This window comes from Paenibacillus sp. UNC496MF, assembly GCF_900113915.1.
Lineage (GTDB): Bacteria > Bacillota > Bacilli > Paenibacillales > Paenibacillaceae > Paenibacillus_Z > Paenibacillus_Z artemisiicola.
Genome location: NZ_FORE01000009.1, coordinates 164784 through 180623, shown reverse-complemented (window position 1 = coordinate 180623; position 15840 = coordinate 164784). Strand labels below are relative to the sequence as shown.

General features: G+C 63.0%; 13 protein-coding genes. 12 read left to right on the top strand and 1 reads right to left on the bottom strand.

Annotation, left to right across the window (positions count from 1 at the left end):
* The first annotated feature begins 28 nt into the window (after positions 1 to 28).
* From BMZ79_RS16665 to BMZ79_RS16655, 3 genes are all read left to right on the top strand, one after another.
* Positions 29 to 436: an RrF2 family transcriptional regulator gene (locus tag BMZ79_RS16665; RefSeq protein ID WP_090641806.1), complete on the top strand. Its 408-nt coding sequence runs from the start codon at positions 29 to 31 to the stop codon at positions 434 to 436.
* Between the two features lie 397 nt (positions 437 to 833).
* Positions 834 to 1946, top strand: a complete 1113-nt coding sequence (locus BMZ79_RS16660; protein ID WP_090641805.1) for an AbrB family transcriptional regulator — start codon at positions 834 to 836, stop codon at positions 1944 to 1946.
* Positions 1947 to 1971: 25 nt separating this feature from the next.
* The gene (locus BMZ79_RS16655) at positions 1972 to 2538 is read left to right on the top strand and encodes an isochorismatase family protein (protein ID WP_090641803.1); all 567 of its coding nucleotides are present in this window, start codon (positions 1972 to 1974) and stop codon (positions 2536 to 2538) included.
* Between the two features lie 6 nt (positions 2539 to 2544).
* Here BMZ79_RS16655 and BMZ79_RS16650 read toward each other — a convergent pair whose 3' ends face one another.
* Positions 2545 to 2730, bottom strand: coding sequence for a hypothetical protein (locus BMZ79_RS16650; protein ID WP_090641802.1), 186 nt, complete (start codon positions 2728 to 2730; stop codon positions 2545 to 2547).
* A 137-nt stretch (positions 2731 to 2867) separates the two neighbouring features.
* Here BMZ79_RS16650 and BMZ79_RS16645 point away from each other — a divergent pair, with 137 nt between their 5' ends.
* The 9 genes from BMZ79_RS16645 to BMZ79_RS16605 all read left to right on the top strand — a co-directional run bounded on the left by BMZ79_RS16645 (position 2868) and on the right by BMZ79_RS16605 (position 15837).
* Positions 2868 to 4679, top strand: coding sequence for an ABC transporter substrate-binding protein (locus BMZ79_RS16645; RefSeq protein ID WP_090641800.1), 1812 nt, complete (start codon positions 2868 to 2870; stop codon positions 4677 to 4679).
* A gap of 220 nt (positions 4680 to 4899) precedes the next feature.
* Positions 4900 to 5286: an ArsR/SmtB family transcription factor gene (locus BMZ79_RS16640; protein WP_090642167.1), complete on the top strand. Its 387-nt coding sequence runs from the start codon at positions 4900 to 4902 to the stop codon at positions 5284 to 5286.
* Complete coding sequence (locus BMZ79_RS16635) at positions 5270 to 5761, top strand: SRPBCC family protein (protein WP_090641799.1); 492 nt, start codon at positions 5270 to 5272, stop codon at positions 5759 to 5761. The genes BMZ79_RS16640 and BMZ79_RS16635 overlap by 17 nt, the downstream gene beginning before the upstream one ends.
* A gap of 166 nt (positions 5762 to 5927) precedes the next feature.
* Entirely contained in the window at positions 5928 to 6476 is a 549-nt protein-coding gene (locus tag BMZ79_RS16630) for a hypothetical protein (RefSeq protein ID WP_090641798.1), read from the top strand.
* Positions 6477 to 6631: 155 nt separating this feature from the next.
* Complete coding sequence (locus BMZ79_RS16625; protein WP_143088974.1) at positions 6632 to 7405, top strand: phosphotransferase family protein; 774 nt, start codon at positions 6632 to 6634, stop codon at positions 7403 to 7405.
* A 133-nt stretch (positions 7406 to 7538) separates the two neighbouring features.
* Complete coding sequence (locus BMZ79_RS16620; protein WP_090641797.1) at positions 7539 to 8141, top strand: TetR/AcrR family transcriptional regulator; 603 nt, start codon at positions 7539 to 7541, stop codon at positions 8139 to 8141.
* 377 nt (positions 8142 to 8518) lie between these two features.
* Positions 8519 to 11326, top strand: a complete 2808-nt coding sequence (locus tag BMZ79_RS16615) for a bifunctional YncE family protein/alkaline phosphatase family protein (protein ID WP_256252786.1) — start codon at positions 8519 to 8521, stop codon at positions 11324 to 11326.
* A 101-nt stretch (positions 11327 to 11427) separates the two neighbouring features.
* Positions 11428 to 14559 (top strand): efflux RND transporter permease subunit, encoded by a 3132-nt coding sequence (locus BMZ79_RS16610; RefSeq protein WP_090641795.1) that lies wholly within the window; start codon positions 11428 to 11430, stop codon positions 14557 to 14559.
* Between the two features lie 174 nt (positions 14560 to 14733).
* Entirely contained in the window at positions 14734 to 15837 is a 1104-nt protein-coding gene (locus tag BMZ79_RS16605) for a methyltransferase domain-containing protein (protein ID WP_090641794.1), read from the top strand.
* Positions 15838 to 15840: the final 3 nt, after the last annotated feature.

The window sequence follows — 15840 nt, the reverse complement described above, 5'->3', positions numbered from 1 at the left end:
AGAGAGACAGGGGCGTTCACGAACATCGATGGCTCAATTGAAACGGTTTGGCTTCGGCCTTCAAGCGCTCATCGTGCTCGCGACGAACGACGAGCTGCGAACCAGCTCGGATATCGCGGAGCAGATCCAATGCGAGCCGACGGCGCTTCGCAAAATATTGGCGCAGCTCGCCGACGCCGGAATCGTCGAAGTCCGGCAGGGCCGCTCCGGCGGCTACGAGCTGACGCGCCCGCCCGGCGCAATCACGCTGTACGAGGTGTATTCGTCGCTTCACGACGAGCAGCCGCAGTGGGACCGGATGCTGGACACGACCGGCAACCACGGCTTCGGGCAGCGGGCGAACGAGTCGTTCCGGAAGATCATGGCCGACATCAACACGCAAGTGACGCTGGTGCTCGGCAATTATACCGTGGCGGATTTGATCCGGCCGGATTAGAACGAACGCAGCGTCCGATGCAAGTACGGCGCTCGGATAGACGGGCGCGGATGTCGAAGCGAATCCAAGATCCGAGTCGATCCCGGTACGCGAAGCGGATTTAGGTTATGGAATCGATGCCGGAGGTCGAAAGTAAATCCTGGCCCCGAGTCGATCCCGGAAGTCGAGGCGAATCCAGGCTATCGAATCAAGCCCGGAACGCGAAAGCGAATCCAGGCCATCGAATCGGCCTTCGGCTCGACGCAATCACAGCCTTCGCATCGGGCACGGAGCGCGAACCGCCGAAAAGGCGAAATTTTTTTTGCTTAAAATGTGCAAATCATTGCTCATATTGCCCCTTTTCATAAAAACCGGCATGATATGGCATTCTGACAGAGAAAGCGAGGAGAAATGACCCATGAGCGAGCGCAAACCGCTCCGCCTCGGCAGCCTGGTCGCGACGATCGTCCTTGCGGTCGCCGGCGGACTGCTGTTCAAGCTGCTTCACATCCCGATCCCGTGGCTGCTCGGGCCGATGATCGCGATGCTGATCGCGAACAACGCGATCGAGAACCGGTTCTACTGGCCGCAGCAGCTCCGCAATACGGCGCTCATCATCGTCGGTTACACGATCGGACTGTCCCTCACCGCGGCCGCGCTGAAGGAAATCGCGCACCAGCTTCCTTACATGCTGATGATGGCCGTGCTGCTGCTGGCGTACTGCGCCGGCATCGCCTACGTCGTCTCGAAGTTCTCCGGCATGGGGTACAAAACCGCCTTGATGGGCAGCATCCCGGGCGGGCTGTCGCAGGTCATCCTGCTGGCGGAAGAGACGGAGGGCATCAACATTACGGCCGTCACGTTCACGCAGGTCACGCGGCTCATGATGATCGTCATCTGCGTGCCGCTGATCGTGTTCAGCCCGATCCTGGGCCAGACGCACGACGCCGCGGCGACGGCGGCGGCCGCCGCATCCGCCGTGCAGCCGACCTGGGGCGGATTGTTCCCGAACATCCTGATCTTCGCCGTCGCCGGCGTCGCGTGCGCCCTCCTCGGCAGCCGGATCAAGCTGCCGACCGCGTACATGCTCGGCCCGGCGATCGGGACGGCGGCGCTGCAGCTCGCCGGGGTGCACGGACCGGCGCTTCCCGGCACCGTCACCGAAGTCGCCCAGCTGATGATCGGCATCTACGTCGGCTTGATGCTGCGGCCGCGGCAGCTGCCGAACAAGCTGAAGAACCTGTCGCTCGCGCTCGGCAGCGGCGTGCTCCTGATCGCCGGCGCGCTCGGCATGGCGCTGCTGCTGTCCGCGCTGCAGCCGGTCACCGAAGCGACGGGCCTGCTCAGCCTCGCGCCGGGCGGCATGGACCAGATGGGCATCATCGCGCACGAGATCCGCGCGGATCTGTCGATCGTGGCGGGCTACCAGCTGTTCCGGATGTTTTTCATTTTCTTCGTCGTTCCGCCGCTGCTGCGGATGGTGCTCCGCATCCAGCCGGGCGACCGCGCGAAACGGCGCGGCGCCGCCTAAACCCATTTAACGGAGGGTATCGAACATGGAAGCTTTGAACCTGGATTTCGCCAAAACCGCTCTCGTCCTCATCGATTTGCAAAAAGGCATCGTCGGCCTGTCGCCGAAAGGGCCGGAGATCGTGGCCAACGCCGCGAAGCTGGTCGAACGATTCCGCGCGCGGAACGGCTTCGTGTCGTTCGTGAAGGTCGATTTTCTCGACGGCAAGGAAGCCTTGAAGCCCGCCACGGATCAGGAGCCGCGGTCGGGCGCCTACCCGGAGGGCTGGGCGGAATTCGCGCCGGAGCTCGGGGTCGGCCCCCGCGACCACGTCGTGACGAAGCGCCAATGGGGCGCGTTCTTCGGGACGGACCTCGATCTGCAGCTCCGCCGCCGCGGCATCGGTACGATCGTGCTCCTCGGCATCTCGACGAACATCGGCGTGGAGACGACGGCGCGGGAAGCGTTTCAGCTCGGGTACGATCAAGTCTTCATTACGGACGCCATGACGGCGATGAGCGAAGAAGAACATGACGCCACGTGCCGGTTCATCTTCCCGCGGATCGGGAAGCTCCGGACGACGGAAGCGTTCCTGGACGGCATCGGCTCCTAACGGACGCTATTCGCCGCGTTGCGAATCAGGCAGCTTGCCCGCGCGGGCAGGCTGCTTTTTCGTTTGCCCGGAAGCCGGCTCGGCGCCGTCCGCCGCGTCCGGAGCGACGAACTCGCCCCGGCGAATGCGCCGGTCCCAATCCGCTTCGCGGAAGCTGCGTATCTTCTCGGCCACGTAGATCGTTTCCATCATGGGTTCCATTCCTCCCGGCATGCGGTATCGGTGCGTCGCATCCTCATTATCGCGTGACGGCAAGGGCGTAAAAAGTGTAGAATCATACTCAACGCGTTCCCCTTTTGGCAACACGGAACCGAACGGAGGCTGAAGCGATGTTGACCTATGAACGGTATTTGACGCTGTACGCGCGCTTCGCCGGCGAGGCGGGGGCGGGGCAGCCGGTGGAAGTCACGCTCGACCAGCTGGCAGAAGCGCTGTTCTGCTCGCCGCGCAACGTGAAGCTCATCCTGCGCAAGCTGATCGACGAGGGCTTCGTCGATTGGCAGGCGGGACGCGGCCGGGGCAACCGGTCGCAGCTGACGTTTCTGCACGGGTACGAGGCGAAGCTGCTCGAGGCGGCGCGGCAGCTGGCCGCGACCGGCGAATACAAGCAGGCGTTCGAGCTGCTCGGCGAGCACGGCGGCGGGACGGGCGCGAGGGAGACGTTCGTGGCGTGGCTGAACGGGCAGTTCGGCTACCGGAAGGTGCGGTTAGGCGAGGACGAAGGGGCCGACATGCTGTCCTTGCCGGTCTATAAGCCGATCGTGACGCTCGACCCGCGGAATCTGTACTATGCGATCAGCGCGCATATGGTCAAGCAAATTTTCGATACGCTGCTGCTGTACGACCGCGAGACGGACAAATTCACGCCTTCGCTGGCGCATGCCTGGACCCACGACGAGTGCGGCACGGAATGGACGTTCCATCTGCGCAAAGGCGTGCAGTTCCACCACGGCAGGGAGCTGAGCGCCGCCGACGTCGTCTATTCGCTGGAACGGCTGCGGGGCGACTATGCTTCCGGCTGGTTCGTCCGGTCCGTCGACAGCGTCGAGGCCGTCGGGCAGCGGACCGTGAGGATCGCGCTCGCGAAGCCCAACTGGCTGTTTCCGCGGTTTCTATGCTCGCCGGCGATGTCGATCGTCCCGCACGATTTGGCGGAGCAGGACGATGAATTTTGGAACCGGCCCGTCGGCACGGGGCCGTTCCGCTTCGAGGCCTGGACCGCCGACCGGTTCGAGCTGCGCGCCAATCCCGGTTACTTCAAGGGGCGCGCCCATCTGGACGGCGTCGCGATCGTGACCATGCCGGCGGATACGATCGCCTACTCGAAGAGCTGGGAGCAGCTGCTCATGAAGGACGAAGCCGCCGTGGCGCGGCCGGAGAGCGATTGGGAGGTCATGGAGTCCGTCTGCAACGGGTGCTCCATGCTGACGTGGAACATGCGCAAGGAAGGGCCGCAGCGCTCCGCGGCCTTCCGGCAAGCCGCGCATCTGCTCGTCGACCGCGCCCGGCTCATCCGCGAGCTCGGCGAAGACCGGCTTTATCCGGCGGCCGGCTTCCATCCGGAGGAGCGGCTCGCCCTGGGTCCGATCCGTTTCGATCCCGACCGGGCCGCCGGGCTGCTTCGGGAAAGCGGCTACGACGGGCGTCCGATCGTCATCGGCACGTACGGGCTGCACGAGCCGGACGCGAGGTGGCTGCAGCGGGAGCTGGGCGCGGCGGGCATCGCGGTCGAGGTGCGCACCGGCGATCACGAATCGGTTCGCGAGCAGGGCATGCTGGGCGCGGTCGACGCGCTGCTGTACTGCGTCGTCTTCGACGAGGACGACGTTTCGCTCATCGAGCTGTACGCGCAGCACGGCAACTTCATGCGGGAACATTTGGACGGCGAGCTGCTCGCGTGGACGGAAGAACGGATCGACGCGGCGCTCGGGCGCAGGCGGCCGGAGGACCGCGCGCGCGGGCTGGCCGAGATCGAGCGGCGGCTGCGGGAAGAGGCGCGTGTCCTGTTTCTGACGCACAAGAAGCAAAATACGTTTTACAACCCGCACATCAAAGGCGTCGGCTTGAATTCGCTCGGCTGGATCGAGTTCAAGGACGTGTGGCTGGACGAGGACGAACCGCTCGCGGGGAACGCCGGCTGAAGATCGGGGATAAGCGGATAGAGGTGGAAGACGGAAGACGGAAGACGGAAGGCGGAAGGCGGAAGGCGGCGGCCCGGCAACGGGAGCGGCCGCCTTTTTGCGCGTTCGCCAAGGGAGATCAGGCCGCTGCCGCATGAAACCGAAAAAGCCGGTGCCGAGGATGAAGGAAAATTTTTATTAAATCATTTACTTAATTAAGGTTTTGATTTATTATAAACCCATGGACACCTTTACAGCGATTGCAGACCCCACGAGAAGATCGATCATGGAGCTGCTGGCCGCGAACGGCCAGCTGTCCGCCACGGACATTTCCAGCCGCTACTCCATCAGCCCGCAGGCGATCTCGCAGCATTTGAAAATCTTGCGCGAGACGCGCGTCGTGGACGTGGAGAAACGGGCCCAGCAGCGCATTTACCGCATGAACCCGGACGCGCTGCTGGAAGTGGAAGAATGGGCCAAACGGTACCGGAATCTGTGGAGCAAGCGGTTCGAGGCGCTGGATGCCGTCTTGAAGCGCGAGAAGGAGCGCTTGGCCGCCGATTCCGCAGCCGGTTCAGCCGCCAAATCAATCGAAGGGAAGGATCGAAACGATGACGAACGGGTATGACACGCTGATTACGGCGGAGCCGGGCAAGCAGACGATTGGCATTACGAGGGAGTTCGACGCGCCGCGGGAGCTCGTCTTCCGCGCGTTCACGGATCCCGAGCTGTACGCCGAGTGGCTCGGGCCGCGCGAATTGACGATGAAGCTGGAGACGTTCGAACCGCGCGACGGCGGTTTCTACCGGTACGTGCACGCGGATGCGGCGGGCAACGAATACGGGTTCCGCGGCGTGTTCCACGAGGTGACGGCGCCGGAACGGATCATTCAGACGTTCGAATTCGAAGGCATGCCGGAACGCGGGCACGTGACGCTGGAGACCGCGTTGTTCCACGAGCTGCCCGGCGGCCGGACGCGCATCGTCATGGAATCCGTGTTCCGCTCGGTCGAAGGCCGGGACGGGATGCTGCAATCCGACATGGAGCGCGGCGTCCGCGACTCGTACGCGAGGCTGGCCGACATGCTGGAGCGGCTGAAGTAAGCGCCGCGAACGATCGAGCTTGCGCAAGGCCGGCTGCCGGGAGCAGCCGGCCTTCTGCCGTCGGCGCGTTGAGCCGTTCATAGAGGCGCCGCGCTTCCATTTTGTTCCTCGCAAGCTGCAACCTATCCCGGCTTCGTTCGTCTAGGTAGCCAAAGGGGGAATCGCCATGATAGGGACGGGCGGGAGAATCCTGCTCGCGCTTGCGGCCGCGATCATCGCCGGCGGCTGCGGCGGGGACGGGGGTTACTTGGCGGATAAACGGCAACCGGCGGAGGGCAAGGCAACCGCGATGCCGGCGGACATGCCGGCCGACTTCGATTTCGAGCTCAAGTACGGCTACGGCGGCGGCAAGAACGAGGTCGACACGTACGACGATACGATCACGAAGGATCTTATTGTAAACGGCACGGCCACGGCCGATCTCGCGCTGTCGGAACAAGAAATGCGGGACATCTACGCGCGGATGCGGGAGATCGACGTCATGGGGAAGAAGAAGCTGGAGCCGGAGAACCCGGGATGCGGTCAAGAGCCGCATACGGATGACAGCTGGACGGTCACTGCTGCCGGCGAAACGAAGTCGATGCATTGGTCGACGGAGCATTGCGACATCACGGACGACGCGCGGCAGCTGGCGGATCTCAGATACGTCCGCGGGGTCGCGGAGAGCAAGGCAGCGTACAAGGCATTGCCGGAAGCGGAGGGCGGCTATGATTGAGAATTTAAGCGCGCAAGCATTGAAGCGGGCGGCCGCCGCGGTCGCGGCCGACGCGGCGGTCGTCGCGGCGGAGCGGCTGCGCGGCGGCACGTCGTCGCTCGTGTACGCGCTGCGGGTGCGCGCCGGAGACGCGGAGCGGGAGTACGTCCTGCGGGTTGTTCAACAACGCGGAGTGGCTGCGGGAAGAGCCGGACGCGGCCCGGCACGAGGCGTGGAGCCTGGAGACGGCGTCCGCGTTAACGGGCGCGAGGGCGCCGAAGCTCGTCGCGCTCGACGAAGCCGGCGACGGCAGCGGCATGCCGGCCGTGCTGATGACGCGGCTCGAAGGCGAGGTCGTCTTGGCGCCGCGGGAGATGGGGCGCTGGCTCGAAGGCATCGCGCGGGCGCTGGCGGCGCTGCACGCCGCGGACGCGGGAGGCGGCGCGCGGTGGACGCATGCTCGCTACGCCGACGCCGCGAAGATGGACGCGTCCGCTTGGTCGCGGGTGCCGGATGCCTGGACGCAAGCCGCGCGCATCGCGCTCGCGCCGCCGCCGGCGTACGAGCCGCGGTTCATTCACCGCGACTTCCATGCGGCGAACGTGCTCTGGTCCGGCGGCGAGGTCAGCGGCATCGTCGACTGGCCGAACGGCTGCATCGGCGCGCCCGGCCTCGACGTCGGCCATTGCCGCGCGGATCTGGCGCAACTGCACGGTCCGGCGGCGGCCGACGCGTTTCTGGACGCCTACCGCCGGCATGCGGGCGAAGCGTTCGCGTACGATCCGTATTGGGACTTCGTATCTCTGATCGACATCGCCTACTGGGAGCCCGGCGTATTCGGCGGCTGGACGGAGCTCGGCGCGCAAGGCTTGACGAAAGCGCTGATCGTGGAACGGCTGGACGATTATGTGCGAAGCCTGCTCTTGCGGGCGGAGTCGCGGCGCGCATGACGAGTGGGGAGCCGCGAAGAGCGGCTCCTTTTTGCGCGTGTCCATCGAACGCTCGCCTATTTTTCATTCGCTTCACAAACCGACGGTCTGTATGTATAATTAAACCAATAACCGCCAAACGGAGGAGCGCGCGATGAAGCAGGAAGAGCGGAGACAGCAGACGACCCGGCAGCTGCTGGAGGCGACGAAGGCGCTGATCGGGGAGAAAGGCTGCCACGTCATTACGATGAAGGATATCATGGAACGTTCCGAGCTGTCGAAGGGGGCGATCTTCCATTACGTGAAGAGCAAGTACGAGCTGTTCGCCTGGGTGCTGGAGGAAAGCCTGACGGCCACGAACGAACGGTTCGAGAAGCAAGTCGAGCGGCATCCCGGGGACTTCGAGCAGCCCATGGAGATGTTGGCGAAGCAGTTCGCGGAATTGGAGGACGCCGGCAGTCCCACCAACAAGGTGCTCATGTACCTGCTCGGCAAGGAAGACGACCCGGCCGTCGCCGGCGTGCTGCGGCAATTTTACGAGCGGCCCGTCCTCTTCTCGCGGCGCTGGATCGAGACGGGGCAGCGGCACGGGGTGATTCCGGCCTCGGTCGACGCGGCGCGAACGGCGGAGCTGTTCGTCATTCTATCGCTAGGCCTGCGGGCCAGGACTTCGATACCGGGAGCCGGAATGGCGTTCACGGCCGGGCATTTCGCCGCGTTCGTCAGCGGCAGCCTGCGCGGCGGAAGCGAGGGCTAGGGCCGGGCGCTCCCCCGAGAGCGGACGGAATCGCAGTACCCGTAAGGGCCTGTCTTCGCCGCGCCGCACGGTATTTTTGAGCTATCGTTAGTAACGGCTGCCTTTCACGGGCGGCCGTTTTTCTTTTCGTAACAGCCTCTGGTTTCTGAAGCCTGATTCATCGATGACCCGCTCCCTTCCCGATCCCGGAGCAAGGGACGGAGGGGCCGGAAAGAAAAATTCGATCGCGCCCGTAATAGAACATAGGAACCGGGTACATCGAACGAATTGGCAATTTTTACATGATCTACACTTGAGCCTTACACTTTCCTTACAAATCTTCATTACGGTTAATGAGGTCTTACAAGGACTAATTCGGAGCGGGAGGCATCATTAAATTGGCCAAAACAGGAAGGAAGATCGGCAAGAAGAAGCTGTCCGTCATCGCCGCGGTCGGCACCGTGCTTTTGGGCGCGGGAAGCGTGTACGCGAACGTCGGCAATCCGTTCGGGACGAACACGGTCGGACGCCAAGACGACGGATCGGTCCTGACGGACGTGAACCAGTTCGTGACGCCGGCCGGGCAGCAGCTGGAATTCGGCGGCAATCCGATTTCGGTCAAAGTGCGCCCGGACGGCAAAACCGCGGCAGCGTTGATCGGCCGGAGCAATTACGGCGGGAACGGGATCAATGTCGTGGACCTGGCAACGGGAAAGCTGCTTACGGCGAACTTTCCTCTGAAGCTGTCCACCATGTGGGGACTGGCCTACTCGCCGGACGGCAGCCATCTGTACGCGACGGGCTCCTCCGGTTCGACAGGGAAAGTCGTGATCATGTCCCTGGCCGCCGACGGAACGCCGACCATCGAAAAAACCGTGGACCTGCCCCAAGCCGCGGTAGGCGGCAATATTAATCCGCAGGACATCATGGTCGGCCCCGATGGCAAAACGCTTCTCGTCGCTCTGAACCGCGACAACACCCTCGGCGTTCTCGATCTGCAAACGTACCAGCTGACCGCCCGGATCCCGGTCGGAAGCGCGCCGACCAGCGTTGTTGTAAGCGGTAACTTCGCCTATGTGACGAACGTCGGCGGCCGAACGGCCGAGCCGGGCGACTTCACCGTCGATTCCTCCGGCACGCCGATCGTGGCCGAGCCCACGGGAAGCTCGGCGAACGGCACGGTATCGGTCGTCGATCTCGCGACCAACACGGTCGTCAAGAACGTGGAGGTTGGGCTCCAGCCCGCGCGCATGACGGTAGCCGACAATCAGGTATTCGTGGCGAACACGAATAGCGACACGGTATCCGTCATCGACGCGAAGACCAATGACGTCGTGCAGACCATCGACGTCGAGCCGTACCCGGATGCGCCGAACGGTTCCGCGCCGAACGCGGTCACGATGATCGGCGATCATCAGCTGGCGGTCAGCTTGGGCCGCAATAACGCGATCGCCGTCTATGATTGGAAGAAGCATTCGTCCAACCCGCAGCTTTCGGGCCTGATGCCGACCGCCTGGTTCCCGGTCGACCTCGCCGTCGATCCGGCGAACGGCCGGCTGCTCGTCGCCAACGCCGACGGCGTCGGCTCGCTCGGACAAGAGCGCACATTGACCATTCAAGGCATTTCGGTGTCCGGGCACTCCTCGTATGCCCAGCAGGGTTCGTTGTCGCTGATTCCGTTCCCGACCAAGAAAGACCTGGTGAAGGGAACGGACGAGGTGTACGCCAACAACGATTGGTTCGACATTTCCGGCCGGAACGCGAAACCGCGCAACAACAAGAAGCCGGTCGCGATTCCCGAGCGGATCGGAGAGCCGTCCACGATCAAGCATATTTTCTACATCATCAAGGAGAACCGGACGTACGACCAAGTCTTCGGCGATATGGGCAAAGGCAATTCGGAGCCTGCGCTCACCCAGTTCGGCGAAAACGTCACGCCGAACCTGCACGCGCTCGCGAATTCTTACCAGCTGCTCGATAACTTCTATACCTCGGGCATTCAGTCGGCCAGCGGTCATCAGTGGGTCATGCAAGGCACGAATACGGACTACGAAGATAAAGAAACGGACACTGCCAACGTTCGCAGCTATCCGGGCGGCGCCGGCGATTCCCTGGCTTACGCTTCGACCGGCCATCTGTGGGACAACGCCCTGAAGCACAACGTGTCGGTCGTCAACTTCGGCGAAGACACCACCGCGTACACCGGCACGAAGCCGTTCGGGACGTGGACGGATTGGTACAACGATTATTTGATCCTGTCCGGCCAGAAGCAGGGCGAGCTTCACGTGCCGATCGGGGACTACCAAGCGAAAACCGATATTCCGTCGCTCGATCCGATCACGTACAAGCCGTTCCCGACGTTCGACAACGGCATTCCGGATCAATACCGGTATGAGATTTTCAAGCAGCAGTTCGAGGAATACGTGAAGAACGACAACCTGCCGCAGTTTATGCCAATGTGGGTCATGGCGGACCATACCTCGGGCACGGCGACCGGCGCGCCGACGCCCCAGGCGGCCGTAGCCGACAACGACCTCGCCGTCGGCAAAATCGTGGACCTCATCTCCCACAGCAAGTACTGGAAGGATTCGCTCATTCTCGTAACCGAAGACGACTCGCAGAACGGCCTGGACCATGTGGACGGCCATCGCGAACCGGCGCTCGTCATCAGCCCTTGGGCCAAGAAAGGCATCGTCGACAGCCATTACTGGACCGTCATCAATATGGTCAGAACGATCGAGCAAATTCTGGGTCTTCCGCCGATGAACCAGAACGACGCCGCGGCGCTGCCGCTCAGCGAGCTGTTCACGGACAAGCCGGACTTCAAGCCGTATAACGTCGTGCCGAATCGCATCGCGCTCGACACCTTGAACGGCCAGCCGGGCTCCAACCTGCCCGCGCCGGTCATGACGGGTTCGGCGGCGTCCGGCACGGAAGCGAAAGAGAGCGAAAGCGCGGCAGCCGATCAGACGCAAGCCGCGAAAGAGATCGAGAAGCAATGGACGGCATGGTCCAACGCGAATCAAGCGTATTTTACCGGCAAGTCCGCCGCCCCGGACAAGGTGAACGCGAACATGCTGAATCACGTTACCTGGTACGCGACGAAAGGGTTCGATCAGCCGTACCCGGGAGATTCCAAAGTGCTTACGCCGGCCGAGGCGGCCGAACAGCCGCAGAGCAGCGCGCCATCTCCCGCAATCAACTAATTGCAATCCGGAAGCCGCCGGTCCGTTCATCGGGCCGGCTCTCTTTCTTCCGTTCAAGCAGCGCTTGACGATTCCATCGTGGATTGGAGTGGAAACGAAACATGACCCGTGTAATCGAAGCAATCATGAAACGGTCGGTATTGCTGATCAGCTCGCTCGCGATCATCCTGGCATGGGGCGGGATATCCGCATTTCAGATGCAGCGGGATTACTTGCCGCCGATCAGTAATCCGACATTGATGATTTCGCTTCATGCGCCCGACATGCCGGCGGATCGCATCAAAGCTGCGGTTACGGAGCCGATCGAACAGTCGATTCGCAAAGTGAACGGCCTCCAAACGTTGGAAACGAACAGCTTCGACGACGGGCTGCTCATGAGCCTTTATTTCCCGGTGCAATACGACATGACCCGCGCGGAGAACGACGTGAACCTGCTTCTCCAGCAAGTGCGGCTGCCCGCGAATCTGGACAGGCCGGTCGTCGAACGGGTAAGCACGAGTTCATTTCCGATCATGAGATTAAGCTTGACGAGTCCTTCGGGAGAAGCGGACGAGCAATCGCTGCGCACGACGATTCAAGCCCAAGTCGCGGGCGAATTGCAGAAGCTCCCCGGCGTAAGCGGCGTGCGCGTAACCGGCGCCGGACAGGACGGGTATCAAGTGACGATACGAATGGCTGACCTGCATCAAGCCGGCTTGACGATCGCGGATGTCAAACGGGCGCTTGGCGGCGGGATCGATACGCCGGACGTGCAGGGCAAAATCACGAGCAGCGAGGTTTCGTTCCCCTTGACCGTGACCGGAGGGTGCCGGAGCGAGCAAGATCTGGCCCGGCTGCCGATTCATGCTCCGGGGGGACGGAAGGTCGCCCTCTCGGAAATCGCGGACGTGTCGCGGTCGATCGTGGACGTGCAGACGATTGCGAGGACCGACGGCCAGCCGAGCGTCGTCATCGACGTGCTGAAATCCCCGTCCGCGAATATTACCGCCGTCAGCGATTTGATCCGCGGGCGGATCCAGGATATTCCCGCCCTCCGGGAGCACGGGGTCGCGCTTTCCGTGCTGCTCGATCAAGGCGCGATGGTCGGCTCCGCGTTGCAAGGCTTGCTGAGGGAAGGTCTGCTCGGCTGCCTGCTTTCCATGGCGTGCGTCTTTCTGTTCTTCCGCAACGCGCGCTCCACGGCGCTTATCGCGCTGTCGCTGCCCGTGTGCTTCTTGGCCACGACGGGACTGCTCAAAACGATGGGCATCAGCCTCAACTTGCTGACCGTATCGGGACTGATCGCGGCGATGGGCAGGGTGATCGACGATTCGATCGTCATTCTGGACAATGTGTACCGCAGAGCCCGCGAAACCGGAAGCCGGATGAACGCCGGTCTCATTGCCGAAGCGGTAAGGGAAATGCTTCCGGCTATCGTCGCCTCTACGGCGACGACGGTTGCCGTCTATATTCCGATCTCCCTGGCCGGAGGCATGATCGGGGCCGCTTTCTCCGGGTTTGCCTGGTCGGTCGTCATCGCCCTGTTGACGTCGCTGCTTGTGGCCATGTTCGTCGTGCCGGCGTTCTACCATCTATGGCGTCATGGACAACGGACGGAGCGGGCCGTCTCGCTCGATTCCTTTTGGAAACCCGTTCTTCGCTGGTCGGTCCCGCGACGCGGCCGGATTACGGCTGCGTTCGTCGTGCTTTTCGCGCTTTCGGTGACGGGGGCGGCTTTTCTGCCGATCAACTTTTTGCCGGCCGCGAAATCCGGTCAAATTAACGTTCAGTTGGAATTTCCCCAAGACACGCCGCTCGCGCAGATGGATGCGGCGGTCAAACGAATGGAGCAAACGCTAAAATCGGACGAGGACGTCGCTTCGTTCTCCTCTGTCCTGGGCTCGACCTTCACCCCGCAATTCGACGACGTGTTCGACGCGGGCGGCGGCTGGATCCAGAGCGGCACGATCGCCAACATCGCCGTCTCGGTGCAGAAGAAGGCGGATGTCGATGCCGTGACGGCGGACCTGACGCAGCGGCTTACGGGTCTTGCCGGGGGCGCCGTATGCACGGTGACGAATCAGAATATCGCCGGCGACGATTCGCAGCTGAAGATCAACTTCAGCGGAGCCGACGCCTTGACGCTCGAGAATGCCGCCCGGATGGCAAGGAGCAGTCTGATGAACGTTCAAGGCCTCAGCGTCGCGGGTGCCGCCGACGAGAAGGAAGACGCCGTGCCGAGGCATCGATTGACGCTGAACCGGGAGGCCTTGACGCAATCCGGCGTCTCGCCGGAAGCGGTCTATGACCGGGTCGGCGCGTATTTGGCCGATGGGACGCGAATCGATATGAAGGCGGGAGGGCAAGTCATTCCGTTCGAGCTTCGGACCGATCTGGCGGCGCGAAGCGGGCAATCCGGCTATGTGTCCGACCCCGTCACGGACATTCTCACGCAGCTCGGCCAAGAGACGTTCGCGGGAACGGACGGCCGGACCTACCGGCTGGACCAATTGGCTTCGCTTGCGCCCCTGACCGGACAGTCGGTGATTCAGGAAGCGGACGGCAAGCCCTTCGCCAGCGTCGCCGCGAACATCACGTCCAGAGACGTGGAGGGCGTATCCCGCGACGTGCACCGGCTCTTGGACAAGATGGCGCTGCCTGCGGGCGTTCACTTCACGATGAACGGCATAACCGCCCAAGTGAACCAGATGATGATTGAAGCGGGCATCGCATTAGCGGTATCCGTGCTGCTGATCCTCATTATCATAAGTCTCGCGTTCCGCAGCTGGAGAGCGCCGGTCACCGTAATCGCCTGCATCCCCTTGGCGTTCATCGGATCGATCGTCGGCATGCTGGCCTGCGGACTGGAATGGAATTTGGCCTCGCTCGTCGGCCTGCTGATGCTGTCGGGCATCGTGGTGACGAACGGGATCGTGCTCGTCGATAAGATCGAACGCCTTTTGGCGCAGGGCATGAGCCCGACGGAGGCGATCCTGGAGGGGACGGTTACCCGCGTGCGTCCGGTGCTCATGACGGCGGTCACGACCGTCTTGACGCTGCTTCCTTTATGCGTGCTCGGAAGCGGGGACGCCATCGTCTCGCAGACGCTCGGGATTGTCGTCGTTGGCGGGATGATCAGCTCGACCTTGATCAGTCTGCTTGTCATTCCCATCCTGTATCATGCGATCCTCGGCAGAACGCGCGCCGCTCAGGCGAAGATGCGCGCAATGAGACCCGCGACAATCGCGCGGTAATCGCTCGCGGGCCTGCAGGAAGCCGCTCCGGCAAACGTCGACGATGACGCCGGAGCGGCTTTTTTCTGCGATTTTCGCTTCGTCGCCCTCCGCCGCCGCTCAACGGCATATCGCCCGCGCAACGGTTCATACACTGGTAGCAGGGAACCTACCGGCGAAAGGCGGTCGATCACGTTGGCTGAAACGAGGAACGCCGAAGCGCATGAATCCAAGGACGGGGAACGCCGGGACGCGTACCGGGAAAGCCCGCGCCTTGCGCGCGTGGACCTCGGCTGCGGCGCGGCCAAGCACCGCGATTGCGTCGGGCTGGATGCCTCGGCTGCCGCGCAGCCCGATCTCGTCCGCGATTTCGACGACCCGCTGCCGTTCGAGGACGATTTCGTGACGTTCCTGCTCGCCTGCCGCAGCCTGGAATACGCGAAGGATCTTCGCGGCCTCATGAAGGAGATCTACCGGGTTTGCCGGCACAAAGCGATCGTCTGCATCGTCGCGCCGCACGCCCAGGCGGCCGTTCATATCGCGAATCCGGGCGTTCGCAGCACGTTCAACGAGTATACGCCGTATTATTTGACGCCGAAGGAGCAGCATCGCGACATGATCGCCGCGGCGCAGTTTTCGCCGGAATTCATCCCCGCGGAGAGCGTCGAGGTCGATTTTCGGCTGCTGCGCATGGAGTTTTTTTATTTCCCGCTGTATTTGTCGCCGCTGTACGAACCGGCCGAGCGGATCGGACTCATGGAAGTGCAGCAGAACATGGTGGATGAGATCCTGTATCACTTTGCGGTCGCCAAGGCACCGATCGGGAAAGAGGAGCTCGCCCGGCTGGCGGGCAATCCGCTCGAAGAGCCGGCGCGCATCACGGAGCGCCGCCGGCAGGACGGCATGCTGGCCCGAAGCGGGACGGGGAACGTGATCGAACCGCCCGAGAGCGCCGGGCCGGAGGGGAAGACGGGCAGGCCGAAGGACAAGGCGGGCGCTCCCGGAAGGAACGGCGGCAGAACCGAGGCCAGGGCAGGGGAGAAAGCGAAGCCGGAGGGGAAGGCAAGGGCCGACGGCAAAGCCAAACCCGACGAGCAGGGCAAGGCAGGCGAGAAAACCAAGCCCGACGGCAAAGGGAGGTCCGACGGGAAAGGCAGGCCGGATGCGAAAGCGAAGCCGAAAGCCGCCAGATCCGGCGCCGGCCGCGCGTCCAAGAGGCAAATCCAGATCAAAATGGTCGAGCCGGAACGCGAGCTTGTGCGAAGGCCGTCCAAGGTCGTGTTCGAGCGCAAGGAATGAACA

Coding starts and splice junctions, on each gene's coding strand:
- BMZ79_RS16620 (WP_090641797.1), top strand. CDS start 7,539: ATGAAGCAGGAAGAGCGGAGACAGCAGACGACCCGGCAGCTGCTGGAG.
- BMZ79_RS16645 (WP_090641800.1), top strand. CDS start 2,868: ATGTTGACCTATGAACGGTATTTGACGCTGTACGCGCGCTTCGCCGGC.
- BMZ79_RS16665 (WP_090641806.1), top strand. CDS start 29: ATGGCTCAATTGAAACGGTTTGGCTTCGGCCTTCAAGCGCTCATCGTG.
- BMZ79_RS16630 (WP_090641798.1), top strand. CDS start 5,928: ATGATAGGGACGGGCGGGAGAATCCTGCTCGCGCTTGCGGCCGCGATC.
- BMZ79_RS16660 (WP_090641805.1), top strand. CDS start 834: ATGAGCGAGCGCAAACCGCTCCGCCTCGGCAGCCTGGTCGCGACGATC.
- BMZ79_RS16610 (WP_090641795.1), top strand. CDS start 11,428: ATGACCCGTGTAATCGAAGCAATCATGAAACGGTCGGTATTGCTGATC.
- BMZ79_RS16640 (WP_090642167.1), top strand. CDS start 4,900: ATGGACACCTTTACAGCGATTGCAGACCCCACGAGAAGATCGATCATG.
- BMZ79_RS16650 (WP_090641802.1), bottom strand. CDS start 2,730: ATGATGGAAACGATCTACGTGGCCGAGAAGATACGCAGCTTCCGCGAA.
- BMZ79_RS16655 (WP_090641803.1), top strand. CDS start 1,972: ATGGAAGCTTTGAACCTGGATTTCGCCAAAACCGCTCTCGTCCTCATC.
- BMZ79_RS16635 (WP_090641799.1), top strand. CDS start 5,270: ATGACGAACGGGTATGACACGCTGATTACGGCGGAGCCGGGCAAGCAG.